At 45.8% G+C, this 26,033-nt stretch carries 19 protein-coding genes; 7 read left to right on the top strand and 12 right to left on the bottom strand.

All coding sequences use genetic code 11. The features are described 5' to 3' along the window. Window positions 1-54 precede the first annotated feature (54 nt). Window positions 55-2,643, top strand: a complete 2,589-nt coding sequence (gene acnB, locus AB4517_RS03450) for a bifunctional aconitate hydratase 2/2-methylisocitrate dehydratase (RefSeq protein ID WP_017059425.1) — start codon at window positions 55-57, stop codon at window positions 2,641-2,643. A 101-nt stretch (window positions 2,644-2,744) separates the two neighbouring features. Here the strand turns inward: acnB and AB4517_RS03445 are convergent, their stop codons facing one another. The 3 genes from AB4517_RS03445 to AB4517_RS03435 all read right to left on the bottom strand — a co-directional run bounded on the left by AB4517_RS03445 (window position 2,745) and on the right by AB4517_RS03435 (window position 6,442). Then, window positions 2,745-3,878 carry a glycerate kinase gene (locus AB4517_RS03445; protein ID WP_017059424.1) on the bottom strand — a complete coding sequence of 378 codons (1,134 nt, stop codon included), beginning with the start codon at window positions 3,876-3,878 and terminating at the stop codon, window positions 2,745-2,747. Window positions 3,879-3,894: 16 nt separating this feature from the next. Next, on the bottom strand, window positions 3,895-5,160 hold the full coding sequence (locus AB4517_RS03440; protein WP_017059423.1) for a GntP family permease: 1,266 nt from the start codon (window positions 5,158-5,160) through the stop codon (window positions 3,895-3,897). Window positions 5,161-5,287: 127 nt separating this feature from the next. Beyond that, complete coding sequence (locus AB4517_RS03435) at window positions 5,288-6,442, bottom strand: sugar diacid recognition domain-containing protein (RefSeq protein WP_102319892.1); 1,155 nt, start codon at window positions 6,440-6,442, stop codon at window positions 5,288-5,290. Between the two features lie 131 nt (window positions 6,443-6,573). Between AB4517_RS03435 and AB4517_RS03430 the strand changes: the two genes are divergently transcribed. The 6 genes from AB4517_RS03430 (at window position 6,574) to AB4517_RS03405 (ending at window position 12,983) form a co-directional block, all read left to right on the top strand. Then, window positions 6,574-6,942 (top strand): YacL family protein, encoded by a 369-nt coding sequence (locus AB4517_RS03430; protein ID WP_019824378.1) that lies wholly within the window; start codon window positions 6,574-6,576, stop codon window positions 6,940-6,942. 238 nt (window positions 6,943-7,180) lie between these two features. Then, window positions 7,181-7,519, top strand: a complete 339-nt coding sequence (glnK, locus tag AB4517_RS03425; protein ID WP_004738200.1) for a P-II family nitrogen regulator — start codon at window positions 7,181-7,183, stop codon at window positions 7,517-7,519. 27 nt (window positions 7,520-7,546) lie between these two features. Continuing rightward, a complete protein-coding gene (locus AB4517_RS03420) occupies window positions 7,547-8,776 on the top strand; it encodes an ammonium transporter (protein WP_017059420.1) in 1,230 nt (409 codons plus the stop codon). A 295-nt stretch (window positions 8,777-9,071) separates the two neighbouring features. After that, on the top strand, window positions 9,072-10,085 hold the full coding sequence (locus AB4517_RS03415; protein WP_017059419.1) for a Fe(3+) ABC transporter substrate-binding protein: 1,014 nt from the start codon (window positions 9,072-9,074) through the stop codon (window positions 10,083-10,085). A 244-nt stretch (window positions 10,086-10,329) separates the two neighbouring features. Further along, entirely contained in the window at window positions 10,330-11,955 is a 1,626-nt protein-coding gene (locus AB4517_RS03410; RefSeq protein WP_372147896.1) for an ABC transporter permease, read from the top strand. After that, window positions 11,955-12,983 carry an ABC transporter ATP-binding protein gene (locus tag AB4517_RS03405; protein ID WP_372147895.1) on the top strand — a complete coding sequence of 343 codons (1,029 nt, stop codon included), beginning with the start codon at window positions 11,955-11,957 and terminating at the stop codon, window positions 12,981-12,983. Before AB4517_RS03410 ends, AB4517_RS03405 begins: the two co-directional genes overlap by 1 nt. 150 nt (window positions 12,984-13,133) lie before the next feature. Here the strand turns inward: AB4517_RS03405 and AB4517_RS03400 are convergent, their stop codons facing one another. The 9 genes from AB4517_RS03400 to AB4517_RS03360 form a co-directional block, all read right to left on the bottom strand. After that, window positions 13,134-14,546 carry a phosphoglucomutase/phosphomannomutase family protein gene (locus AB4517_RS03400; RefSeq protein WP_372083289.1) on the bottom strand — a complete coding sequence of 471 codons (1,413 nt, stop codon included), beginning with the start codon at window positions 14,544-14,546 and terminating at the stop codon, window positions 13,134-13,136. Window positions 14,547-14,620: 74 nt separating this feature from the next. Beyond that, entirely contained in the window at window positions 14,621-17,026 is a 2,406-nt protein-coding gene (locus AB4517_RS03395) for a GH36-type glycosyl hydrolase domain-containing protein (RefSeq protein WP_372147894.1), read from the bottom strand. 128 nt (window positions 17,027-17,154) lie between these two features. After that, window positions 17,155-19,089, bottom strand: a complete 1,935-nt coding sequence (locus AB4517_RS03390) for a beta-N-acetylhexosaminidase (RefSeq protein WP_372050858.1) — start codon at window positions 19,087-19,089, stop codon at window positions 17,155-17,157. A 12-nt stretch (window positions 19,090-19,101) separates the two neighbouring features. Next, on the bottom strand, window positions 19,102-19,986 hold the full coding sequence (locus tag AB4517_RS03385) for a BadF/BadG/BcrA/BcrD ATPase family protein (protein ID WP_372147893.1): 885 nt from the start codon (window positions 19,984-19,986) through the stop codon (window positions 19,102-19,104). Between the two features lie 2 nt (window positions 19,987-19,988). After that, a complete protein-coding gene (locus AB4517_RS03380) occupies window positions 19,989-21,710 on the bottom strand; it encodes a glycoside hydrolase family 9 protein (RefSeq protein ID WP_171732448.1) in 1,722 nt (573 codons plus the stop codon). A gap of 98 nt (window positions 21,711-21,808) precedes the next feature. After that, on the bottom strand, window positions 21,809-22,804 hold the full coding sequence (locus AB4517_RS03375; RefSeq protein ID WP_017063264.1) for an ABC transporter ATP-binding protein: 996 nt from the start codon (window positions 22,802-22,804) through the stop codon (window positions 21,809-21,811). 74 nt (window positions 22,805-22,878) lie between these two features. Further along, entirely contained in the window at window positions 22,879-23,862 is a 984-nt protein-coding gene (locus AB4517_RS03370) for an ABC transporter ATP-binding protein (RefSeq protein ID WP_372117108.1), read from the bottom strand. Between the two features lie 2 nt (window positions 23,863-23,864). Beyond that, a complete protein-coding gene (locus tag AB4517_RS03365) occupies window positions 23,865-24,890 on the bottom strand; it encodes an ABC transporter permease (RefSeq protein WP_017056648.1) in 1,026 nt (341 codons plus the stop codon). 2 nt (window positions 24,891-24,892) lie between these two features. Next, the gene (locus AB4517_RS03360) at window positions 24,893-25,879 is read right to left on the bottom strand and encodes an ABC transporter permease (RefSeq protein WP_017059409.1); all 987 of its coding nucleotides are present in this window, start codon (window positions 25,877-25,879) and stop codon (window positions 24,893-24,895) included. Window positions 25,880-26,033 lie beyond the last annotated feature (154 nt).

The raw sequence follows: 26,033 nt of genomic DNA, 5'->3' as shown, positions 1-26,033 counted from the left end.
TTTTACTAACAATTATGAAGGGAAGAAGTGAACCGCAATGAGAGGAAAAAAGTCGTGCTTGAAGCCTACCGTAAACACGTCGAAGAACGTGCTGCCGAAGGAGTTGTTCCAAAACCACTAGATGCTGAGCAGGTAGCTGGCCTAGTTGAACTTCTGAAGAATCCACCTCAAGGTGAAGAAGAAATCATTCTTGACCTACTAGAAAATCGCATTCCACCGGGTGTAGATGAAGCTGCTTACGTAAAAGCTGGCTTCCTTACGGCTATCACTAAAGGTGAAGTAGCTTCGCCACTAGTAAGCAAAGCAAAAGCTGCAGAACTGCTTGGTACCATGCAAGGCGGTTACAACATCGAATCTCTAGTATCTCTACTAGACGATGCTGAGCTTGCTCCAATCGCTGTTAAAGCGCTATCTCATACTCTACTGATGTTCGATGCGTTCTATGACGTAGAAGAGAAAGCGAAAGCTGGCAATGCTGCTGCACAACAAGTACTTCAATCTTGGGCTGATGCTGAATGGTTTACAGCGAAAGATAAAGTAGCAGAAAAAATCACAGTAAAAGTATTTAAAGTCACTGGTGAAACGAACACCGATGACCTATCTCCAGCGCCTGATGCATGGTCACGTCCTGACATCCCAGTACACGCGAAAGCGATGCTGAAGATGGAACGTGATGGCATTACTCCTGATGAACAGGGTAGCGTTGGTCCAATCAAACAAATTGAAGAAATGCAAAAAGATGGCATTCCACTGGCTTACGTTGGTGATGTTGTTGGTACAGGTTCTTCACGTAAATCGGCAACAAACTCAGTACTTTGGTTCATGGGTGAAGATATCCCATTCGTACCAAACAAGCGTACTGGCGGTGTTTGTCTTGGTGGTAAAATTGCACCAATCTTCTACAACACAATGGAAGATTCAGGCGCACTACCCATTGAACTGAACGTACAAGACATGAACATGGGCGATATCATTGATATCTACCCGTACGAAGGTGTTGTTCACAAGAACGGTTCTGTGATTTCAAACTTTGAGCTAAGCAAAGTACTTCTTGATGAAGTGCGTGCTGGTGGCCGTATTCCACTGATCATCGGTCGTGGTCTAACGGGTCGTGCTCGTGACGCTCTAGGTCTAGCTGAAACGGATCTGTTTGCTAAACCAATCGATCCATCTGCATCTGATAAAGGCTACACGCTAGCTCAGAAGATGGTTGGTAAAGCATGTGGCGTTGAAGGTGTTCGTGCTGGTCAGTACTGTGAACCTAAAATGACGACAGTCGGTTCTCAAGATACGACCGGTCCTATGACTCGTGATGAGCTTAAAGATCTGGCGTGTCTTGGCTTCTCTGCAGACCTTGTAATGCAGTCTTTCTGTCACACATCGGCATACCCTAAACCAGTCGATGTAAACACTCACCATACGCTACCTGATTTCATCATGAATCGTGCGGGTGTTTCACTTCGTCCGGGTGATGGCGTTATCCACTCATGGCTAAACCGTATGCTTCTTCCTGATACTGTAGGTACAGGTGGTGACTCGCATACTCGTTTCCCTCTAGGTATTTCATTCCCTGCGGGTTCTGGCTTGGTAGCATTTGCTGCAGCAACAGGCGTTATGCCTCTTGATATGCCTGAATCTATCTTGGTTCGCTTTAAAGGTGAAATGCAACCGGGTATCACGCTACGTGACCTAGTACATGCCATTCCTCTTTACGGCATCAAGCAAGGCCTACTAACGGTAGAGAAAGCCGGTAAGATCAACGAATTCTCTGGTCGTGTACTAGAAATTGAAGGTGTTGAGCACTTATCTGTTGAGCAAGCATTTGAGCTTTCTGATGCATCTGCTGAGCGTTCTGCTGCAGGTTGTACCGTTAAGCTTTCTGAAGAGTCTATCTCTGAGTACTTGAACTCGAACATCGTGATGCTGAAGTGGATGATCGCTGAAGGTTACGGTGATGTTCGTACGATTGAGCGTCGTATTACAGCAATGGAAGAGTGGCTAGCTAACCCTGAGTTGCTGTCTGCTGATTCAGATGCGGAATACGCGCACGTTATCGAGATTGACCTTGCTGATATCGATCAACCAATCCTATGTGCACCAAACGATCCAGATGATGCTCGTCTTCTATCTGACGTTCAAGGCACAGAGATTCAAGAAGTGTTCATCGGTTCTTGTATGACCAACATCGGCCACTTCCGTGCCGCTGGTAAGATGCTTGAAGAGTTCAATGGTTCTCTAAACACTCGCCTATGGGTTGCTCCGCCAACGAAGATGGATAAAGACCAACTGACAGAAGAAGGCTACTACGGCATCTTCGGTCGTGCTGGGGTACGTATCGAAACTCCTGGCTGTTCACTATGTATGGGTAACCAAGCTCGTGTTGCTGATGCTTCGACGGTTATGTCGACGTCAACGCGTAACTTCCCGAACCGCTTAGGTAATGGCGCGAACGTTTATCTGGCTTCTGCTGAGCTTTCTGCTGTTGGCGCGATTCTAGGTCGCATCCCAACGAAAGAAGAGTACTTAGAGTACGCTGAGAAGATTAATGCAACGGCTGCTGATACATACCGTTACCTGAACTTCCATAAAATGGGTCAGTACACGGAAAAAGCAGACACGGTTATCTTCCAAGAGCCTGCGTAACGTCTGATTTTGTTGTAAATATAATTAAGGCCGCTGTGAATAGCGGCCTTAATTGCTTTTAGCATACAGCGAAAATTGCTTTTAGCTTACAGAGAGCTCGATTAGTGCTTAATCGTATACATTGCTGCAACATTGCGAGCAGTAAGTTCAATATTTTCAGCCGCTTCAGCCAAAGCTGTCGGCAAGTCTACTGAACGGTTCACTACCGCAAATACCGCGTCGATACCATGCTCATGAACCACACCACAATCACTGGCTAGACAGCCGGCAATACCGATGACAGGCAGTTTATGTTTTTTGGCTGTGCGAGCGACACCAATCGGTGTTTTGCCATGAATGGTTTGGCTATCAATGCGCCCCTCTCCTGTAATCACAAGATCAGCATCTGAGACTATTTCATCTAAATTGACGGCGTCCATTACGATGTTAATACCAGGGCGAAGCTCCGCATTTAACAGGCCAACAAGTGCCGCGCCTAGACCGCCTGCCGCGCCAGCACCAGGGAGATCAATGACATCGACGCCTAACTGGTTTTTCATGATACTGGCATAATGAGCAAGGTTAGCATCTAACAGCTCAACCATTTCTGGTGTTGCGCCTTTTTGCGGACCGAATACCTGTGATGCCCCTTTTGGTCCGCATAATGGATTATCGACATCACAAGCGACCTCTAAGCGTACGTTTTGTAGGCGTGGGTCGAGGTTGGTGAGATCAATGGTTGTCAGTTTTGACAGTTCACCACCACCAAACACCAGCTCGTGACCCTCTGCATCTAGCATACGAATGCCTAGCGCTTGAGCCATTCCTAAGCCACCATCATTGGTCGCACTACCACCAATGCCAATAATAATATGCTCAACACCTTTATCTAATACGGCTTTGATCAACTCACCCGTACCATAGGTAGTGGTTTTTAGTGGATTACGTTGTTCTGGAGAGACTAAATCTAGGCCGGAAGCGGCCGCCATTTCAATAATGGCAGTTTTACCGTCACCGAACATACCGTAGAAGCCTTCGACAATTTCACCTAATGGACCAATCACTGGATGTTGGATGATAGAGCCATTGGTCGCATCCACCAGAGATTGTACTGTGCCTTCACCACCATCAGCCATTGGTAATTTTACGTATTCGGCGTTTGGTATTAGCTGTTTAAAGCCATCTTCAATCGCTTGAGCAACGCCCATTGCTGATAGGCTTTCTTTATATGAGTCAGGAGCAATTACAATTTTCATTTTGATACCTTTAAACTTAAACAAACAGACCAAATACACCGAAGATCATTACTGAGACGAAGGCGATAACAAGACCGACCGCTGACTCATAAGGGATGAGTTTTAGACGTTCATGAATACTCATATGTACCGCACCACCCGTGGCATGGAAGAAGCTACCATGTGGCATATGGTCAAGTACTGTCGCACCAGAGTGGATCATTGCTGCGCCTGCGAGAGCTGGAACACCTAGCTCAAGAATGGTGCTGGCAAATACATTCGATGCCACTACTGTTCCGGCAGTTGTCGATGCGGTTGATAGTGCCATCAGTGCGCCAGAAAACGGAGCAAGTAAGTAAGAAGGCAGCCCAGACATCGTCAGCACTTCAATCAGATCAGCTTTTAGTCCTGAGTTAGCAATGATGCCTGCAATGGTTCCTGTGCCCAGTAGCATTACAGCAACCGGTGCCATACGAGACAAGCCTGAAACCGCAAAGCTATTGGCTTGTTTGAAGCGACCCATAGCCAGTGCACCCAGCAATCCACCCAAGGGTAATGCAATTAGAGGATCAACATTGATATCAGCGAGTGGTCGCAGCGCGAGTAGGGCAATAGCCACTAACGGTGCAACGATTGAAGAAGAAAAGCTTGGCAGTGAACTTTGATCCGCTTTGACCACTTCACTTTCCGCTACTTTTGAACCTTTATTGACGAGGCGCTTTGCCAAGAAGTAGGCGAAAAGCAGCCCAAATAGACCCGGAATCACGCCTGCAGCCATCACAGAGGTTAACGGAACATTGAACGCATCAGCCGCCGCAATGGCATTTGGGTTAGGCGACATGACATTACCTGCTTTACCACCGCCCACCATCGCCAAAAGGATCGCGGTTTTAGAAAGGTCTGCGCGGCGAGCAATAGCCAGTGCAATAGGAGAAACCGTGATAACGGCCACATCAACGAAAACGCCAACAGCGGTTAAAATCATGGTCGCAATGGCAAGAGCAAGTAAGGCGCGAGTTTCGCCTACTTTTTTGATGATGGATTCTGCAATCGAGGTAGCCGCCCCTGATTCAATTAGTACGCCGGCCAACACACCAGCGGCGAGAATTCGCATCACTGAAGTGACGATCCCTTGGGCACCACCTATCATTAACTCAACGGTTTCGGTGAGAGAAACGCCGCCAACCACGCCGCCAACCAAAGCACCGATGATCATGCCGTAGGTGGGTGGCACTTTTTTAAGGATGAGCGCGATAGCAACAATCAATGCTGAAAGTGCGCCAAGAGTTGAAACTTCAATCATGTTCTATTTCCCAGATAACGATGTGTCATTTTCGGCAAATATAAAGATATAGGGTTGGTAAGTCTTTGTCATTCTCTACAAATAAGTGCTCAAATCGGTCCTTTTAAATTGTGCAGTTGCACATTTTTTAGCTCGACCAGTGGAATAGATTTATTGCAATGTAGAGTTGAAATAGATCGTCTATATTGTTGATATTTAATGATGTTATTTGGTTTATCTTGTCTGTTCGATAGCGTAGCGTATTGCGATGGATATGTAGTTCGTTACAGGTGAGAGCTGAATCACAGTTCTGCTTTAAATATGTCTTCAAAGTTTTGATCAGTATCCCTTTACTGTCCTGTTGTTGAAGATGTAGGTAAGACTGCTCCAGTTGCTCACGAATCCATGGATCTTGTAACAGGCTACTCATAATGGCCGGCAGTCGATAGTCTTGATAGAAAAACATGTCTCCGGGGCGGTTACCGACACTGCGCATAGTGAGCTCAGCGGTATCATATGAGCGTGCTAAACCAGAAAGTCCGGTAAAGTAATCCCCAAGCGCAATCTTGATTTGAAACTTAGCTTCTTTCTTTATTCTTTTGAGTAGCAATTTCACGCGCTTGGCTTCTGCATCCTTGGACCAGCTGTTCCCTATCAGGGTTATAGGCTTGAGTACCACCACTTCGTTTTGTGAAACAGACAAGATACCGACTAAATTATCGCGCTCGGGATATTCAAGTAAATGTACTAATTGCTGTAAGTTTTCCAATGAAGGCGCAGTGTCTCCTATCGGTAACACCTTGACGATGGCGGCAATCCGCGGTTGTGCAAGGTCGAGATCCAGACGCTGTGCGATGGATTGCAGTTGCATGTCATTAAGCGTGCTACCTCGGATTAATTGCAATACCAATTCTTCACGATGCCTCTTATTCCATTCTACTTGAGACATAAGTACAGCTTGTTCAACAATAAGCTCAGCGGTCATCTTCACCAGCTCACCAAAATGATGAACTTGCTGCAGTGTCCCAGAAACCCCAATCGCCCCAATGACATTATCCTGAAATAGAATCGGTAAATTAACTCCAGGCTTAACCCCTTTTAGGTGTTCGGCAGTGGCTTCGTCAATATTAACGACTCGTGATTCGTTGATGGCAAGTACCGCTCCTTCATGTTTTTGGTATAAGCGAGTAGGATCACTGGATCCAATAATGCGACCTTTATTATCCATCACATTAATCGAGTGTGGGATGATCTTCATGGTTCGTTCGACAATTTGTTTGGCAATCATTTCGTTCAACTGCATAGAGCCCTCCTCTTCATTGACTGTGTAGGTTGGATCGTAACGATAAATTCGTCAATACGCTCGTTTCTGACAAGACAATGGTATACTCAGAAATAGTATCGCTTGAGTATTAATGCAGTATAGGTTGAGTTATGGAGTTTGAATTTACTAGAAACACTCTAATGGGTGAATACTATGTGAAATGCAGCATGGGCCATGAGATTGTTGGCCGTTGGCTTCAAGAAGAGATCGGTAAAGATAAGCAAAAATTAGATCATGTGATGGCGTTGATTGAGCAATCTCGACAGGACTTGAGCAATGAAGTGACGTTGCTTGGCAAAGAGATTAGCCTTGCGATTAATGAAGACGAAGTAACGATTCAAGAAAACGTGTTAGCGCATGAGCAAGAGATGGAAGAGGGCAGTGAGTTCGACTTCTATAACTGTGAAAGCCAAGCAAGCTGTGGAATCGACGATTTCGAACTGCTCATCGAACGCTGGATGGATTTTTTAGGTTACTAGTCCTAAGACCTATTTGTTAGTCATTCAGAGCTTTGAAGGCTCCGTTGCCCAAAACTGGAGCAATAAGAGCATCGCGCATTAAGATAGTGAAAAGGCTGCACCATGTTGGTGCGGCCTTTTTCGTTATTACGACCTTATTATCTTCATCTTATTTAAAATCAAGCACTTAACTTTTTGGCACGCTACTTGGATTGTAATAAGAGAATTAACGGATTAAGTAAGAATTTAAGGAACGAATATGAAATTAATAAATGCCATTGTTAAGCCATTCAAATTAGACGATGTACGCGAAGCGCTCTCTGATGTGGGTATTGAAGGTATGACTGTTTCTGAAGTGAAAGGCTTTGGTCGTCAGAAGGGACACACTGAATTGTATCGTGGTGCAGAGTACCAAGTGGATTTCCTACCAAAGGTGAAGCTAGAGATTGCTACCCAAGCTGAGAATGTTGACCGAGTTGTTGAAGCGATTAGCCAAGCGGCACACACCGGAAAAATCGGCGACGGCAAAATTTTTGTGTATGACCTAAGCCAAGCCGTACGAATTCGTACTGGTGAAATGGATGCTGAAGCACTTTAAAGAATTACAAGGACTGGAGACTTTAATATGGAACTTACAACAACAGTAACGGAACTACGTTACGCACTAGACACTTTTTTCTTCCTCATTTCAGGTGCGTTGGTAATGTGGATGGCAGCAGGCTTCGCGATGTTAGAAGCTGGCCTAGTTCGTTCAAAGAACACCACAGAAATTTTAACTAAGAACATCTGTTTGTACGCAATTGCTTGTACAGCTTTCTTAGTGGTTGGTTACAACATCATGTATGTCGACAACGGTGAAGGCGGTTGGTTGCCATCATTTGGTACTCTAATTGGTACACAAGGTGAAGGCGCAGATCACTCTCTAGAATCAGACTTCTTCTTCCAGGTAGTATTCGTTGCAACAGCAATGTCTGTAGTATCTGGTGCGGTTGCTGAGCGTATGAAGCTTTGGTCATTCCTAATCTTCTCTGTAGTACTAACAGCGTTCATTTACCCTGTTGAAGGTTATTGGACTTGGGGCGGTGGTTTCCTATCAGAAGCGGGTTTCAGTGACTTCGCAGGTTCAGGTATCGTACACATGGCTGGTGCAGCAGCAGCGTTAGCTGGTGTTCTACTACTCGGTGCTCGTAAAGGTAAATACGGTAAGAACGGTGAAATCTACCCGATTCCTGGTTCAAACATGCCACTTGCAACGCTAGGTACATTTATCCTTTGGTTCGGTTGGTTCGGTTTCAACGGCGGTTCTCAACTGATGGTTTCGGATTTTGAGAACGCAACAGCAGTAGGTCAAATCTTCCTTAACACCAACGCAGCAGCAGCAGCAGGCGCAATTGCAGCACTACTAGTATGTAAAACAACTTGGGGTAAAGCAGACCTAACAATGATTCTTAACGGCGCGTTAGCTGGCCTAGTAGCAATCACTGCAGACCCTCTATCACCATCACCTCTATTTGCTGTAGCGATTGGTTCGGTATCTGGTGCATTGGTTGTATTCAGCATCATCGCTCTAGACAAAGCTAAGATTGATGATCCAGTAGGTGCTATCTCTGTACACGGTGTATGTGGTTTCTTCGGTCTAATGGCTGTGCCACTAAGCAACGCTGATGCAACGTTTGGTGCTCAGCTAATGGGTGCAGCAGTCATCTTTGCATGGGTATTCGGTGCTAGCCTAGCAGTATGGGCGGTGCTTAAAGCAACAATCGGTATCCGAGTAACGGAAGATGAAGAACTTGAAGGTATGGACATGCACGATTGTGGTGTCGGCGCTTACCCTGAGTTTGTATCAGTAAAATAATCAACAGTCGTCGCCTAATCTGAATGGGTTAGGTTGGACAAAGAAAGCCCCGCAACTCTTGTTGCGGGGCTTTGTTGTATTTACGGTTGCACAATATATAAACACGAACGTTGAAGTTAGGCTCATTGTTTAAGGGGAACGACAAGACACAAAGTTGAAATGGTTTGTTACAAAAGTGAGAGTTTGAATGGTCTGAGTAGACGGATTTTTTGTTGGTCGTCATTGTAATTATGTTAATGATGAATATAATAACGCAACTGATAGACATTATCATTTCGATATAAAGGATTTTACAATGAAGAAACTGCTAACACTTTCAGCTCTAGCGTGTGGTGTAATTGCCCCGACAGCAATGGCTGCGGAAGAAGTAAACGTATACTCTTACCGTCAACCTTTCCTTGTTGAGCCAATGTTCAAAGAGTTCACAAAAGAGACTGGTATTAAAGTAAACGTTAAGTTTGCTAAAAAAGGTTTAGCAGAGAAGTTAGCTCAAGAGGGTGAATACAGCCCAGCTGACGTTGTCTTAACTGTAGATATCAGCCGTCTATCTGAGCTAACTAAACAAGGTCTAGTTCAATCTGTAGAGAGCGATGTACTTGAAAAGAACATCCCAGCTCAATACCAAGATACAGATAACGAGTGGTTCGCTCTAACAACTCGTACACGTAGCGTTTATTCTTCACGTGACCGTGTTGGTCGTCTAGGTGAAGAGTTCACTTACGAAGATCTAACTAAGCCTGAATTTAAAGGCAAAATCTGTACTCGTAGTGGTAAGCACCCATACAATGTTTCTCTAGTATCTTCGATGATTGCTCACAAAGGTGAAGCTGAAACGAAAGAATGGCTAGAAGGCGTAAAAGCAAACCTAGCACGTAAGCCTCAAGGTAACGACCGCGCGCAAGTTAAAGCGATTAAAGAAGGTCTATGTGATGTTGCTCTTGGTAACAGCTACTACCTAGGTAAGATGGTTAATGATAAAGAGCAAAAAGCTTGGGCTGACTCTGTTTACATTAACTTCCCTAACCAAGAGACTACAGGTACTCACGTAAACATCTCTGGTATGGCAATGGCTAAATACTCTCCAAATGAAGAGAATGCCGTTAAGCTGATGGAATTCCTATCTGGTGACACAGCACAAAGCATGTACGCAGAAGTGAACTACGAATACCCAGTGAAAGCAGACGTTAAACCTTCTGAGCTTGTTGCTTCATGGGGCGAGTTCAAAGCGGATACTATTTCTCTAGACGAAATTGCAAACCACCACGCGGCTGCAATCAAGCTATTAGACGAAGTTAAGTTCGATCTATAATTTATTACGGTAGGCTTCGGCCTAAGTAAAATGACAACCTCAAGTCGCCATTTTGGCTACTTGGGGTTGTTTGTTATTGGAAAATCACTTTTTGATACAAAGCACCCCGTTGATCCCTTGAGTTATTAGCATCTCACCTTGAAGTCATTAGAGTATATGGGTATAAATAACCCCACCATTAAAAGGATATGAGATGTATTTGCAAATGCATTTGTGTTTCATTAAGCCTCGTTGTAGTTAGGCGATGAAAGAAAAGAATTATTTATGGAACACCAGTAGCGGCATTATTGCTGTATTACTGGTCTTACCGATCTTAGCGATTTTTACGACGGCTGTTGGAGAAACAGATGAGCTATTTTCTCATCTGATGTCCACAGTGATGCCTACCTATGCCTACAATACGGTGGTTTTAGTCATAGGAACCATGTTCCTGTCTTTAGTTTTTGGTATTCCGTCGGCTTGGGTTATGGCAATGTGCCGTGTTCCGGGAGAGCGTGTTTTGCAGTGGGCACTCGTCCTGCCATTAGCAATGCCAGGCTATATTGTTGGCTATATCTTTACCGATTGGTTCGACTTTGCCGGCCCTGTTCAGGTTCTACTGCGAGATCTTACTGGGTGGGGACCCGGTGAGTATTGGTTCCCAGATATTAGAACCTTATCCGGCGCTATTATTGTTCTGTCTCTCGTTCTCTATCCTTATGTTTATTTGCTGTGCCGCGCGGCATTTATGGAGCAAAACGTCTCCTTATTACAATCTGCTCGTTTGCTAAAATGCTCGCCTTGGGAAAGCTTCCGTCGTATCTCCTTACCACTTGTTCGTCCATCAATGGCGGTCGGTTTATCGCTTGTTGCTATGGAGACCATCGGTGACTTTGGTACCGTGAGTTACTTTGCGGTAAATACTTTAACGACTGCGGTTTATGATACTTGGCTAGGCTACTCAAGCTTAACGGCAGCTGCGAAAATATCGGCAATCATGCTGGTTATCGTGATCCTACTGTTGAGCTCAGAGCGATACAGTCGCCGTAAGCAGAAGCTATTCCAGAATCAGTTCAGCAGCCGCGAAGATTTTCGTTACGACCTTTCTGGTTGGAAAAAATGGCTGGCACTATTCTGGTGCTGGGGATTAGTTTGCGTTGCGTTCTTATTGCCTCTTGGCCAGCTCATTATTTACGCCTACAAATATTTTGCTCAAAGCTGGACCCCTGAATTCAGAGAATATGCCATCAACAGCCTTTACGTTTCGGTAGCTGCTGCGATTATTGGCGTGATTATCGCGATGATTGTTAACTTTAACCAACGCGTTAGTCCGAGTAAGAAGAATCAGGCTTATATGCGCCTCGCTTCGATGGGCTATGCCGTCCCAGGCACCGTGTTAGCGATTGGTGTGATGGTACCTGTTTTGTTCATGGATCACTCGGTCAATGACATTGCGAAAGTGATGGAGTGGGGGCGACCTGGTTTGATCTTCTCTGGCTCCATGTTCGCGCTAATCTTTGCCATGGTCGTACGTTTCTCAGCAGTGGCAATTGGCAGTATTGAAAGCAGCTTGAGCAAAGTATCCCCTTCATTGGATATGGCTTCTAAAACCATGGGCTGCAATACCAACCAGATGTTACGTCGTGTTCATTTACCTTTGATTAAACGTGGCGCATTGATCGCTGGCTTACTGGTGTTTATCGAATCAATGAAAGAGTTGAATGCGGCATTGCTGCTGCGTCCTTTCAACTTCGAGACATTGGCGACTTATGTTTATAACTATGCCTCAGATGAGCACCTAGAATTGGCGGCGATGCCTGCTGTATTATTGGTGTTGGTGGGTTTAATTCCTCTGATCATCGTAAACCGTTCCTTGGAGCAGAAAAACTAATGAGTTGTGCATTATCAATTAAAGATCTGACTTGTAAGTATGAGTCGCAAACCATTTTGGAAGCGCTCTCGTTAGAAGTTGAGCATGGTGAAATTGTTTGTCTTCTTGGTGCGAGTGGCTGCGGTAAAACGACCTTACTGAAGGCGATTGCAGGCTTACTTCCATTAAGTAGCGGTGTGATGAGTTTGAACTGTCAAACCATTGATGATGGCGAGAATTGGTTGCCACCAGAGCAGCGTAACATTGGTATGATTTTCCAAGATTACGCCCTGTTTCCGCATCTGACGGTAAACCAGAATGTCGGCTTTGGCTTGAAAGACCTTTCTGAGCAGCAAAAGAAAGACAAAGTTCAAGAGATGCTGGAGCTGGTTCACTTAGGTGAGTTCGGTGACCGCTACCCACATCAACTTTCAGGTGGTCAACAGCAGCGTGTCGCGATTGCTCGTTCTTTGGCGTACAAGCCTGATTTACTGCTGTTAGATGAACCATTCTCAAATATCGATACTCAGGTTCGCCATGAACTGATTTCTCAGATTCGTAAGATCTTTAAGAAGCAGGGTGTTACAGCTATCTTCGTAACTCACAGCCGTGAAGAAGCGTTCGCATTTGCAGATAAAATGGCAGTAATGAACCACGGTGTGATTGAACAATATGGTTCGGCATCTGAGTTGTATTTCCATCCTTCAAGTAAGTTCGTTGCAGACTTTTTGGGCGGCGGTAGCTACCTTAATGCACAGCGTATTTCGGAGCATGAATTTGAAACCAGTTTGGGTATGGTTGAAGCCAAACCGCAAACGGAGATTGAGTTCGGTAATACGTGTGAGCTTCTGCTAAGGCCCCAGCATATCCAAGCAAGTTACGAGCAAAATAGCGCTATTTCAGTGCTAGAGCAGCAATTTATGGGCGATCACTGTCGTTATGTAATCGAAGCGCATGGTCAGAAGTTATTAGCAACCTCGTCAGAAGCACTTGAAGTGGGTATGCCGGTCAACGTAAAAGTCGATACCAAAGGCGTATTGGCTTTTTAAAGAGATATAACGCGATACTAATCGTTACAAGAATCGCGATAAAAAAGCCCAGCACTTTAATCAAAGTACTGGGCAAGAGTTCTTCACTTATAGGCTTTAACAAGGCAGTGATTTGTTAAGTCCCATACAAAACTGCTGCACTCTATAAGCCTATAGAGAGAGGAAGTCTTTCACTTTTTGAAGAACACGTTCTGCAGTGTCTTTATCTTCCATTTCTGCGAAGATTCGTAGTAACGGCTCTGTTCCTGAGAAGCGAGCAATGACCCAGCCGCCATTCTTGAAGTACACCTTGGCACCATCTTCATAGCTGACTCTTTCAATTTCGTATTCAAATTCAGGCAGTTGCTTCTCGACGTAGATCTTAGTGTAGAGCGCTTCTTTCTCTGAAGGTTTAAACTTATAATCGCCTTCTGCGGTGTAGGCATAGCCATATTTAGAGTAAATCTCATCAAGTAATTCAGACAGCTTCTTGCCTGTCACACTGATCATCTCAACCAGTAAGCTTGAAGCAAATACGCCATCCTTACCTTTGATGTGACCACGAATGGTTAAACCACCTGAACTTTCGCCACCAATCAGAGAGTCATCGGCCTCCATTTGTGAGCTGATATGCTTAAAGCCTACAGGAACCTCAAAGCTCTTCTCACCATGATCTGCCGCCACTTTATCCAGTAGGTGTGTGGTTGCGATGTTACGAACGACAGAGCCCTTCCAGCCTTTGTATTCCAGCAAGTAGTAGTAAAGTAGGAGTAGCACTTCGTTAGGGTGAATGAAGTGACCTTTCTCATCGATGATTCCCAAACGGTCAGCATCGCCATCAGTACCAATACCAATGTCATAGCCTTCTGCTGCAACTAAGTGCTTCAAGCGATACAGCGTTGCAGCATTTGGCGACGGCATTAAGCCACCAAAATCTGGGTTTTTGCCATCGTTGATGACGTCGACATCACAGCGACCGTTAATCAGCACGGTTTGCAGAGCATTTTTTGCAACGCCAAACATTGGGTCAATCAGTACACGTAGGTTAGCTTTCTTGATCGAATCGATATCGATGAAGTTGATGATTGAATCAACAAAGTCGTTCATCGGGTTGATGATTTCGATCTCTTTGTCATTCAACGCTTGCTCGAAATCGACACGAATAATATCTTCGTTGGTCAGTGTTGCGATTTGCTGTTCGATCTTCTCTGTGATGATCTCATCAGCATCACGGCCACCTTCAATGAATACCTTGATGCCATTGTAATCGGCTGGGTTGTGAGAGGCGGTAATACACGCCGAGTAGGTGCATCCCATCTCTTTTGCTTGGAACATCACGATAGGTGTTGGAACAAACTTATCGATGAAGCTTACTTTGATGTTGTTCGCCGCAAGTACTTCTGCAAACCAACATGCGGCTTTATCGGAAAGGAAACGACGGTCATAGCCGATCACAAACCCATTCTTGGCTGCATCTTCGTTGTTGATGATGTTAGCGAGTGCTTGCGCTACCAAACGGACGTTTTCTCTAGTGAACTCCTCACCAATGAAAGCGCGCCAGCCACCTGTACCAAATTTAATCATTAGAAAATCCTTTTAGTCTCATTGTCTCAAGCCTGTAAAGACTTGAGACAAGAGCTGTTCGTTAAATTGCGTGACTAGCCTAGAACAACGACAACATCGTTCACGCTACCTTCTGCTTGTACTGGGATTACGCCTTCAACTGACTCACCATTAATAGTGATAGAGGCAACGCCTTTGCTTACTGCATTCGGGTTTTGCACTGTGATGTTGTAAGTTGCGCCACGCCATTGACGAGTAACCTCGAACTCTGGCCAATCAGTCGGGATACAAGGATCAACCGTTAAGCCTTCAAAGCCTGTACGAACACCAAGAATGAAGTTGGTTACCGCGAAGTAAGCCCAACCCGACGTACCCGTTAACCAAGGGTGGTTTGCACGGCCGTGGTCTTGGTGATCTTTACCCATGATGAACTGCACGTACGAGTATGGTTCTGCGTAACGTGTTTCAATCATGTCGTTTTGGTTGTACGGGTTCAGTGCGTCGTAGAATTTCATAGCACGGTCACCACGACCTAGTTTCGCTTCTGCTACCCAAGCCCATGGGTTAGGGTGAGAGAAGATTGCACCGTTCTCTTTTACACCTTGGTAAACGCGAGTTACGAAGCCGATATCATCGTTTGGTGTTGCGAATGAAGGAGAGTTTAGGTGTAGGCCGTATTCAGAGAAAAGGTTCTCATCAACAGCGTCCATCGCTTTCTCGCCACGTTCTTGAGAAACAGCACCAGATAAAACCGCGAGCGTGTTTGACTCAAGGTGCACACGACCTTCAGCTTGTTGAGCGGTACCGATCTTGTCGCCATTTTTAGTCAGACCACGGATGTACCAGCCACCCTCGTCATCCCAAAGGTGCGTTTCACACGCCTCGCGAACGTTAGCAGCCATTTCAGTGTATTTCGCAACGTCAGCATCGTTATTGCGGAACTTAGCAAGATCTAGGAATTCTTGTAGCGCCCAGAAGTGTAGGAATGAAACCATTGAAGATTCACCACCACCTAGGTTCAAACAGTCATTCCAGTCAGCACGAAGGCCTTTACAGATACCCGTTTGACCCACGTATTCAGCAGAGAAGTTCAGTGCCGCTTTCATGTGTTCATAAACTGTCGCCTCGCCACCGTCTGCGTATGGAATCACTTCATCGAAGAAGTCGTGCTCACCGGTTTCCATCACGTACTTGATGATGGTTGGAACGATCCATAGGTGATCATCAGAACATGTATCTTCAATGCCGTGGATCTTGTCGTCATCTGACGGTGTTGGAACAACTGTTGGTGATTTTGATGGCTCAACGTCGGCTTTCTCTGGATCGAACCAGTCAGGATCGAACAAGTGTAGACCGTAGCCCGCTTTCACTTGGCCGCGAAGCAGGTCGATAATACGTTTCTTGGTCATTTGTGGGTTGGCATGGGGTACTGAAATAGCATCTTGAGCCGTATCACGGTAACCAAGACCAGTACGACCGCCAACTTCGATGAATGATGCAAAGCGTGACCAAACCACACAGGTTTCCGCTTGGTATAGCGTCCACGTGTTGATCATTGTGTCTAAGCCTTCGTTTGGCGACTTAACTTGGAATTTGTTGCAACGCTCGTCCCAGTGATCTTTGATGCCTTGGAAAGCGGCGTCTACGTTTGCTGTGTCTTGGTACTTCTCACGTAGGCGTTCACCGTTGCCTTTACCGATACCGAGTACATACGCAAAGCGAACTTCTTCACCGGGTTGAATCGTAAATTGCTTGTGCAGAGAACCACAATGGTTGTAACAAGTTTGAGCGCTGTTAGAACACTTACCGTTTTCAACCGCAATTGGATTTGCTTCATCACGGTACATACCAAGGAAGTTGTCACGTTGGCCATCATAGCTGTCTGGTGAGAAAGTTGAAGCTAGGTAGTAGAAGCCTTCAAAGTCGTTAGTGTTGTAGTACAGGTCGTATTCCAGAACACCTTCTTGGTAAGACGTGCCCGCAGAGTACAAAGACATCTGATGGTTTTGATTGTCTGATTGAATATGGCTGAAAGAGAACTCAACAAACGAGAAAGTGCTGATAGTACGTGGCTTGTCAGTGTTGTTCTTTAATACAACGTCCCAAACTTCTGCATCTTCACCCTTAGGTACGAATAGCGTCTTGGTTGCGGTAATGCCGCTGTATTCACATTTGAACTTTGAGTATGACAGGCCGTGACGAACCTCGTAGTTCGCTTCATCTAGGCTCTTGGCCACTGGTTGCCAAGAGATAGACCAGTAATCACCCGTCTCATCATCACGCAAGTAAACATAGTGTCCAGGACGGTCAAAGGTGCCGTTTGGACGGAACTTAGTAACACGGTTGTATTCCGGAGAGTTGTAGAACGAGTAACCGCCCGCATTGTGCGAAATCACGGTACAAAACTTTTCAGTACCTAGGTAGTTGGTCCAAGGTGCTGGTACATCAGGGCGAGTGATGACGTATTCGCGATTGTCGTTATCGAAATAGCCGTATTTCATTGTCATTTCCTTTTTAACAAACTGCATCTATGCAGCTAATTTTTAAATAGTGATGCTGAGTCTTATCTGACTGAGCACCTTAATTTGAGTTAGCAAGCGCTCGATGTGAGTGTTGCTTTGGTTTTGTTTTATTGAGCTTTCCAAGGGTTGCGATAGTCAACATTGAGTCTGTCGAGTAGCGGTAAGTGACCCTTTAGGCGAGACAGGTAATCTAGCCAGTTTCGGTTGTTTTTATGTGTCCAACATCCTTCAGCTAAAGCGCTAATTCTTGGAAATACCATGTAATCCATACGCTTTTGGTTGGTGACGATCTCACACCATAGAGCACACTGAATTCCGCGGATCCGCTTACGAATTGGGTCGGTGTCGGATATCTCAGCAAGTGCTTCGTAGGTATAAGCTTGTTCTAATGGGATAACGGCAGCCCAATCTACGCCCGGTTCTTCCGGTGCATAATCTTGGGTCATGTCGAGATAGGTAAACTGTGCAGGTTGCAACACCACATCAAAGCCTTGGCGAGCGCAATTGACAGCCGCTTCCTCACTGAGCCATGAGTAGATGATGGTCTCTTTACTCACTTTGTCGCCGTGCTGTGCTTCTTCCCAGCCGACCATGCGTTTGCCGAGTTGCTTAAGCTTGTTTTCGGCATAGCGGAATAGGTGACCTTGTAGGTCTTTGCTGTCTTGGTACTGGTGTTCTTTCATCAACGCTTGAGCAGCAGGGCTGTTAGTCCATACGCCCGGTGGTACTTCGTCTGCGCCCATGTGAATCAATTCGCTAGGGAATAGCTCTGCGACTTCTTCAATAACCGCATCTAAGAACTGGTAAGTGCCCGGTAAACCTGGATTTAACACATTGTCGTTGTAGTGCTGAATGCTCTTGTATTGAGTAGTGTCTGCTTGCTCTACCAACATATCAGGCAGTGATTTGATTGCTGCACGGCAGTGTCCCGGGATATCGATCTCTGGGATCACCGTGATGCTGCGTTGCTCTGCATATTCAATGACTTCACGAATTTGTTGTTGCGTGTAGAAGCCGCCGTAGTTTTCCGCAATGTGGGTATATTGCGGCTCTAGTGCATGATCAGGGCCACGCCAAGCGCCAATTTCTGTTAGCTGTGGCAGGCTCTTTATCTCAATTCTCCAACCTTCATCATCGGTTAGGTGCCAATGAAAAACGTTGAATTTGTAGTGCGCCAACTGGTTGATTAAACGTTTCACTTGCTCCACCGAGTGGAAGTGACGTGCACAGTCCAACATCATGCCGCGGTATTTGAAACGAGGTTGGTCGGCGATTTTGCAACATGGCACAGAGAAGCGTTCAGCATTTTGTTGTTGAACTAATTGGATTAAGCTAGCTACTGCATGAGTGAAGCCTGATTGACTGCCTGATTCTACGACCACTTGTTGAGTTGTGATTGTTAGCTTGTACTCGGCTTCATCTAAAGTTGGGTTGCTACGAAGTAGAATGTCTCCGCTCGCTTCTGGTGAGAGTTCTGTTGAAATCGCTAGCTCGAACGTAATCAGTAACTCTTGTTGTAACCAAGCGCTGGCCTTCTCTGCAAGGTGAGATTGAACCTCAATTTTGCATTTACTATTTAACGCGAAGCTACCTTGCTTAAGTTCGAACTGATTCGGCTGAGGAATTAATGCCACCTCAGCAGCGTTCACTTCAGGTATCTGATTGCGTTCACGGTATGGTGACGCCAGAACAATAGGTGATATCGCGACTGGCAGCACCGAGGTTTCGCCTTGGTGATGCGTTTGGATAAAGGCATCGTTTAGACCGTCAGAATAAAAACGGAATGGGGCGCTTTGAATGCTGAATTCAAGGTAGTAATGGTTGTTCGCCTTTAACACTGACGAACTTGGTTTGAACGAACAAAAGCTTCCAACTTGAGTCAGTTCACCTTGCGATAAACTTTCTGGAAGGATGAATCGATCAAATGCAAAGTGCAGAGACCAATCTGTTACGTCGAGGTCACTTAAGTTATGTACCGTAAGGCCAAATCGGCAGTTATTTTTTTGTTCAGAAAGAACAGCTAAGTCGATGCGATAATTCATATAACTTCCCTGCTAAGCCTGTTGATACAAGTTGTGTTTTGGTTTCCCGGCAAACATCAATGCGCCTTCGATAGCGTCGAATTGAGGTTTAACGATCCATTGCTGTACTGGTGGTGATAGCCAGTTGAGAATTCGCTCTGCGATACTTCCCATCAGGCATACCTTGTCCGCACCTTTGTGATGCAGTGCTAGTACAAACATTTCGATATCAGCGGCGGTTTGCTTGAGCATCTCGATAGCCAGTTCGTCACCTTCATTAGCGAGTTGAAAAATAACTGGTGAGAATTGACCGTAATCCTTTGGAATAGCACCTTTTGACCATTCGACAATGGCATCCACATCATTATTAAAGTGATTCATCACATGTAGAGTCAGCGGGGTTTTGTTGCGAATACCGTCTTCTGCAAGCAAGACTTGTTGAATCAAACGTAAGCCCATGACTGCGCCGCCGCCTTGATCTGAAATCGGAAATTCACGACCGCCAACCACATATTGCTCACCGTCTTTTAGGAAGATACCGCAAGAACCCGTACCACCGATCATGATTGCGCCGTTTTGGCCATTGTGAGCACCAATGCAAGCGCCATAAGCGTCGGTATTTAGTGTCATGCTTGCGAAAGGGTGTGGTTGAGCCATGAAGTCGAACCATGCTGATTTTTGCTCAGCGCCAGCCAGTGCTAGGCCAACATGCATATTTGAAAAATGGTCTGAGTTGAGTTGCCCTTGTTGTGCTGCTTTTGTAATGGCATCAATAATTGAGCTCATCGCAACATCAGCACCCAAAAGGATGTTGGCACTGCCACTTTTCGCTTCACCAATCAATTTGCCTTGGTCGTCACGAATACGAGCACGACAAGAAGTACCACCACCATCAATACCTACGTAGTAAAGAGTCATTATTATTGCTCCTTACGCTGAGCTAGGAAGCTGAACTGTGCCGCTGTGGCTAATAGGAACCAAGCACCGTGAGGGATCCATTGTTCGCCCCAGCGCCAGTTTTGAAGCATGTCATCTTTTTGTGCTGGAGGGTTGAACGCAATGTCTTGTTCATCTTCAAAACCAGCCGTGATGCCATTACAGATACCGCCTTTCGCATTGAAGAAACCAAGCTGAGGTAGGTAGTCTGGGTTGTTATGGCCATGACCATCGAGCATGCACATGTGATATGGGTTGAGGCCCAAGATCCAATCAAGGCTATTTTGTGAAAGCTGGATTAAGCGCTCTTGAAGCTCGCTATCTTTAATGTGCGGTTGAACTAGGTAAGCCATGGTTGCGAGTGAGCCAAGGCGTGCGTTCTCGCCTTGCCACCAGTAACCGGTTTCGTTCTGTTGAGCGACGAAGAAGGCATCACGTTTATCACCATCGATAGATTTTACGTATTGTCTTGGATAGCCAAATGGGTTGGTGACTTTGTCGGTGATGTTGATTTCGAACTGACAAGCTTGTTCAACAACTGTGCGAGCCTGTTCTTTTAGTTCAGCATCGGTTTCGTTGTTGATGTATTCACATAGTGCAATCACCGGAAGACCGGCTTCAGCTGCGTGAAAGTATGGACGAGAGCCATCAGAGTTTGCCGACCAGAAGTGCTCAAATGAATCATCGGATTGCTGACGAGAGATTAAACGAGTCGCCCAAGTTCTTGCTTCTGATAGGTATTGCTGGTCTTGTGTTACGCGATACAGCTCATTGGCTGCGAGTAGGGCGCAATACTCATCGATGATGTTCTCTTCACCATCGTTTAGATACTGGAGGTTGTACTCTTTTAGATGCCAGTAACCCTTAACAGCCGTTTCAAGGTATGTGTGGCTCGAGTAGCTGCCAGAGATTTCAAGCTCAGAAGCTGCAGCTAATGCTGCGATAGCAACACCTGCACCTTGTCGGTAGCCCGCTTGTAAGTCCGTTGATTTATGACCTTCTTGAGTCGCATAAGCGCAGATATCGCGTTGGTTGATATCTTTGCTCCATTTGTCGAATACCGTCATATAGAAGTATCCGTCAGCGTCTTGCATACGCACTAAGAAGTCGGCACCGAACAGAGCCTCTTCCGTTAGACGAGTCATGGAGAATTTCGGGAAGTCTGGGTTATGGCCAGTCAAGCGTACGCTTTTTAGCATGTTCCAAACGACCATCGGAATTTGTTGTGGGTTTAGGTAGTTACCATAAGACAGGTGGCTAAAATACTTACTGACATCACCTGATGCGTCATACCATCCACCGTGGACATCGACGTATCGGTCGGTACCTAGAATTTGTGCTTGTCGATCTTTTTTGTCGAAAATCCCGCCACAGCGTTGTGACTTAAAGTAATGAAGCACATCAGAAAACGTGTGGTTCATTAATAGGTTGCTACCAATCTCAAATACTTCTGAACGCAGGTTGTCAAAACGTAGGTAGTAGCGACCAGATTCAGTGACTGAACTGAAATCAATAGTGAAGAATTGCCCTTGATGCCAATTTGCTACGCGGCCTTGTTTAACCACATCAAAATTTCCGACAGTCATATGGTTGTCAGCACAGACGAGTAGAGCCGTAGTGCTTGATAGGCGAGCTTTCTTAGTTTGTAGGATAGCTTGCTTCGGGCCTGTGGACTCATAGCCAATATGGTTGGTCAATAACAGCATCAATATTCTCCGACAGTCCTAGTTTCTATTGGCTAGGTACTTGAATGTTTTGGATATAAATAGTTAGGGTCCGAAGACCCTAACTTGGGTTTTATTGCTTAGCTTTCGTGTAGGTAACAGCGCACAAAGTGGTTATCAGCGAGCTGCGTAACCCCTGGTAGCTGCTCTTTGCACTTATCCATTGCGTGAGTACATCGGCCTGCAAATGGGCAGCCTGCTGATACTGGTGTCCACAGAGGAATCTCACCTTTGTTGCCTGCAAGTTGCTCGTGGATCGACTTCTTAGGATCTGGAACGGCCGAAACAAGCAATTGGGTGTATGGGTGCTGAGGGTTAGCAATCACGTCATCGGTATCGCCCCATTCCACCATGTGTCCCACGTACATCACCGAAAGGTCTTCAGCGATGTAACGAGCGGTTGCGATATCGTGAGTGATGTAAAGCAGAGACATTTGCTTCTCGAACTTCATCTCTTCCATCAGGTTCAAAACACCGGCACGAATCGATACATCAAGCATTGAAGTTGGCTCATCGGCTAGTACAACTTCGGCACCTACCGCGATGTTGCGGGCTAGGTTGACACGTTGACGTTGGCCGCCAGATAGTTGGTGAGGGTACTTCTTCGCCGTCTCTTTTGGTGGGATCAGGCCCACTTGCTCTAAAAGATCGTAAACACGTTCTTCTAGTTCTCTCTTATTGCCCGGGGTTACCTTCTTGTGGATCAACAGTGGTCGAGCAATGTGGTGGAAGATATTGTGTGTTGGGTTCAATGAACCAAACGGGTCTTGCCATACCATCTGCACGCCTTCACGGTAGTGCATAAGATCTTTTCTGCTTGAGATCTCTTGGATATCACGACCTTTGTATTCGATCGTGCCGCCTGAAGGTGCGTACATTTTTGCGATCATTTTTGCGGTTGTTGATTTGCCTGAACCAGACTCACCAACCACTGCTAGGCCACGGCTTTTGTACATCTTGAATGACACGTCGTTAATCGCACGCATCATTGGGGTTTGAATGGTGGTACTGCTTATTGGGAAGTCTTTTACGACATTCTTGCCTTCTACCAATAATTGACCGAAATCTTTGCTCATAATTGTCTCCAGAATCCTTATTCGCTTTGCTTGTTTTTAGGCGGTCGAGCCGCCTTGTTCGTTATTCACGCAAGCTATAGCTTCCTTTGTACTATTGGGTCACCGTACAGGTGGCAGTTAGACAAATGTCCCGGGTCGATAGAACGCAGCTTGGTTGGCACCTTGGTACACGTTTCATGTACACGGTCACAACGAGCTTGGAAACGACACCCTTCAGGGATCTCTAACAGGTTCAGAGGGTTACCCGGAATACCTGCTAACTTTGTCTTTGGCCCTGTCAGTGGAGGGAAAGAATTTCCCAGCCCTTTGGTGTAAGGGTGGTAAGGGTTTTCTAGAATATCTTGAGAGTTAGCCACTTCGATTAGCTCACCTGAGTACATGATGCCGATGCGGTCAGAGAACTCGACCATCAATGACAAGTCATGGGTGATGAACAGAATTGAGAAGCCAAATTCTTCTTTTAGTGCATAGATCTTTTGTAGGATTTCGCGTTGCACAACCACATCAAGTGCGGTTGTCGGCTCATCCATAATGATCAGCTTTGGATTCAGTGCTAACGCGATAGCAATAACCAAGCGCTGACGCATGCCGCCAGAGAATTGGTGAGGATAGTCACTCAATCGGCTCGGGTGAATATCGACGATTTCAAGTAGACCTTCAGCACGCTGCTTAGCTTGCTCGCGAGTCATGTTGGTGTGACGCATGATTACGTCACAGAACTGCTCTTCCATCGGTAGTACTGGGTTGAGTGCGTTCATCGCGCTCTGGAATACCATCGACATCTCACTCCAACGGAACGACTGCATACGGTCATCACTGTATTCAAGGATGTTCTCACCGTTGAAGATAACCTCACCACCACTGATGTAAGCGGGCGGCTTATGAAGACGCATAAGAGAGAAAGCGACCGTTGATTTACCACAGCCAGATTCACCAGCTAGGCCGAAGACTTCACCTGGAGCGATGTCGAAACTTACGTTGTTACACGCACGAACATCGCCAGACTCTGTGATGTAATCCACGCATAAGTTGCGGATAGAAATTAGTGGTTCAGACATGATTATTTATCTCCGCTCCAAAGTGCATTTTGTGGTGGTAGTTCTGGTTCACGTTCTTCTTTGTCTTGAGCTGCTAGTTTCTTCCAACGCTTCATGCCTTTGTGAGAACGCAGTTGCGGGTTAGCAATTTCATCGACCGCGAAGTTAAGTAGAGCAAGGCCAGTTACAAGTAGTGTCAGTGCGATACAAGGAGCCAGCAGTTCCCACCAAGCGCCAATCAGCATTGATGAAGAGGTTTGAACGTTGTAAAGCATGATGCCCCAGCTGATTGTGTTCGGGTCACCAAGACCTAGGAACGAGATGGTTGCTTCCATCATGATTGCGTACATCACCGAACCGATGAAGCTTGCGCCAACGATAGAGATAAGGTTTGGCAGAATCTCTACGAAGATGATGCGGAATGAAGATTCACCCAAAACTTCAGCGGCTTTTACAAACTCTTTTTCACGCAGTGCTAAGGTTTGGGAGCGAACAACACGGGCACCCCAAGCCCAAGACATAAAGCCGATAACCAAGGTTATGGTGAGTGGCCCTGCCTCACCGATAAAGGCTGCTACTACGAACAGTAATGGGTATTGAGGGATTACCAGCATGATGTTCATTGCGGCTGTTAGAACGTCATCGACACGGCCACCGAAGTAACCTGCAGAAACACCAATAACAGTTGCGAGTAAACATACGGTTAGACCCGCACCAAAACCTACAGCAAGAGATACGCGTGCGCCGTATACCACTTGAGACCAAACGTCACGACCCATACGAGTTGTACCTAGTACGTGGTCTGCCTTTTTAGACATGATCAATGTACGACGGTCGTCTGCTAGATTTTGAGCAACCCAGCCATCAGGGTTAGTTTGTGCAGACTTCACCACGAAACCAGGATATTCGTGTGGGTTACCTGTACGCTTGTCTGGTACATGTTTGGTGATTAATGGAGCTGCAATCGCGCCAAGAATAAAAATACTTAGGATGATGACGCCTGTTAGGGCCATCGGGTTACGCCAAATGAGTTTTAAAAAGTCTTTCATGATTATTTACCACCCTTACGAAGACGAGGGTCAAGAACAACGTAAAGCATGTCTGCAACTAGGTTAAAGAACAGCATGAATAGCGTCATGATAAGCAGCTGACCTTGCAGTACTTGGTAGTCACGAGCGTTAATTGCGTTGAAAAGTACGCTGCCAAGACCTGGGTAGTTAAAGATGATTTCGATAATTAACTGACCGCCGATTGCCATACCTAGCGACATTGACAGGGCTGTCACACTAGGTAGCATCGCGTTACGAGCTGCGTAGTTGAATACCACTCGGTTTTCGCTCAGGCCTTTGCCTTTCGCCATGGTGATGTAGTCTTCGGCTAATAGGTTGATCATGTTGTTACGCATGTTTACTAGGAAGCCACCAATTTGAACAACAGAAGCACAGAACAGTGGTAAGAAGGCGTGGTAAGCGACATCTTTAATGAATGCCCAGCTTGTCCAATCAGGTATAGTACCAGCGGTGTAGGCATACCCTGTTGGGAACCACTTCAAGCCAATTGCAAAGGTAAATAGTGCAATCATCGCGATAACAACTTGAGGAACGGCTTGTAGAATCAGCATCCCTGGCGTTACGAAGGCATCGTACTTACTGCCGCGTTTCCACGCTGCGAAAATACCTAGGATTGAACCAATCGAGAAAGAAAGAATAACTGCGGTGCCGGCTAAGAAAAGCGACCAACCGAATGCTCCACCCAACAGTGTGTTTACAGAAAGTGGGTAGAATTGAATTGATGTACCAAGTTCCCAGCTAAGAATGTTCTTCATGTACGCCACGTATTGAACTAAGTAGCCACCATCAACGAAGCCTAATAGTTCTTTCATTGCAGCAATACGCTCTGGAGTAACTTGTACAGAAGCGTTCGCAAACATCATGGTAACTGGGTCACCAGGCATTGCTCTTGGAATAATAAAGTTTAACGTCGCAGCAACTAATAGCGCGACAAAATAAAATGACAAACGTCTTAAAAAATAACCCATAACTCACACCTTACTCACCCAGATTGTTTCCCTGTTTCTGGATTCAGGTCGCTCCTAGCGAAATTTGGAACGAAAAATCCCCTGACGACTAGCGCCATACTTTCAATTGAGAGTGTGGGGATTTTTATAAGCGGCGTAAGAGGTTACGCCGCAA

Origin of the sequence: Vibrio sp. 10N.222.52.C3 (assembly GCF_041474195.1) — a bacterium.
GTDB lineage: Bacteria > Pseudomonadota > Gammaproteobacteria > Enterobacterales > Vibrionaceae > Vibrio > Vibrio crassostreae_C.
This window is presented reverse-complemented; position numbering and strand designations above follow the sequence as displayed.

Bases quoted from the DNA above. Each gene is read 5' to 3' on its own strand.
- AB4517_RS03445 (WP_017059424.1), bottom strand. From the start codon at position 3,878: ATGAAAATTGTAATTGCTCCTGACTCATATAAAGAAAGCCTATCAGCA.
- AB4517_RS03440 (WP_017059423.1), bottom strand. From the start codon at position 5,160: ATGATTGAAGTTTCAACTCTTGGCGCACTTTCAGCATTGATTGTTGCT.
- AB4517_RS03435 (WP_102319892.1), bottom strand. From the start codon at position 6,442: ATGCAGTTGAACGAAATGATTGCCAAACAAATTGTCGAACGAACCATG.
- AB4517_RS03430 (WP_019824378.1), top strand. From the start codon at position 6,574: ATGGAGTTTGAATTTACTAGAAACACTCTAATGGGTGAATACTATGTG.
- glnK (WP_004738200.1), top strand. From the start codon at position 7,181: ATGAAATTAATAAATGCCATTGTTAAGCCATTCAAATTAGACGATGTA.
- AB4517_RS03420 (WP_017059420.1), top strand. From the start codon at position 7,547: ATGGAACTTACAACAACAGTAACGGAACTACGTTACGCACTAGACACT.
- AB4517_RS03415 (WP_017059419.1), top strand. From the start codon at position 9,072: ATGAAGAAACTGCTAACACTTTCAGCTCTAGCGTGTGGTGTAATTGCC.
- AB4517_RS03410 (WP_372147896.1), top strand. From the start codon at position 10,330: ATGAAAGAAAAGAATTATTTATGGAACACCAGTAGCGGCATTATTGCT.
- AB4517_RS03405 (WP_372147895.1), top strand. From the start codon at position 11,955: ATGAGTTGTGCATTATCAATTAAAGATCTGACTTGTAAGTATGAGTCG.
- AB4517_RS03400 (WP_372083289.1), bottom strand. From the start codon at position 14,546: ATGATTAAATTTGGTACAGGTGGCTGGCGCGCTTTCATTGGTGAGGAG.
- AB4517_RS03395 (WP_372147894.1), bottom strand. From the start codon at position 17,026: ATGAAATACGGCTATTTCGATAACGACAATCGCGAATACGTCATCACT.
- AB4517_RS03390 (WP_372050858.1), bottom strand. From the start codon at position 19,089: ATGAATTATCGCATCGACTTAGCTGTTCTTTCTGAACAAAAAAATAAC.
- AB4517_RS03385 (WP_372147893.1), bottom strand. From the start codon at position 19,986: ATGACTCTTTACTACGTAGGTATTGATGGTGGTGGTACTTCTTGTCGT.
- AB4517_RS03380 (WP_171732448.1), bottom strand. From the start codon at position 21,710: ATGCTGTTATTGACCAACCATATTGGCTATGAGTCCACAGGCCCGAAG.
- AB4517_RS03375 (WP_017063264.1), bottom strand. From the start codon at position 22,804: ATGAGCAAAGATTTCGGTCAATTATTGGTAGAAGGCAAGAATGTCGTA.
- AB4517_RS03370 (WP_372117108.1), bottom strand. From the start codon at position 23,862: ATGTCTGAACCACTAATTTCTATCCGCAACTTATGCGTGGATTACATC.
- AB4517_RS03365 (WP_017056648.1), bottom strand. From the start codon at position 24,890: ATGAAAGACTTTTTAAAACTCATTTGGCGTAACCCGATGGCCCTAACA.
- AB4517_RS03360 (WP_017059409.1), bottom strand. From the start codon at position 25,879: ATGGGTTATTTTTTAAGACGTTTGTCATTTTATTTTGTCGCGCTATTA.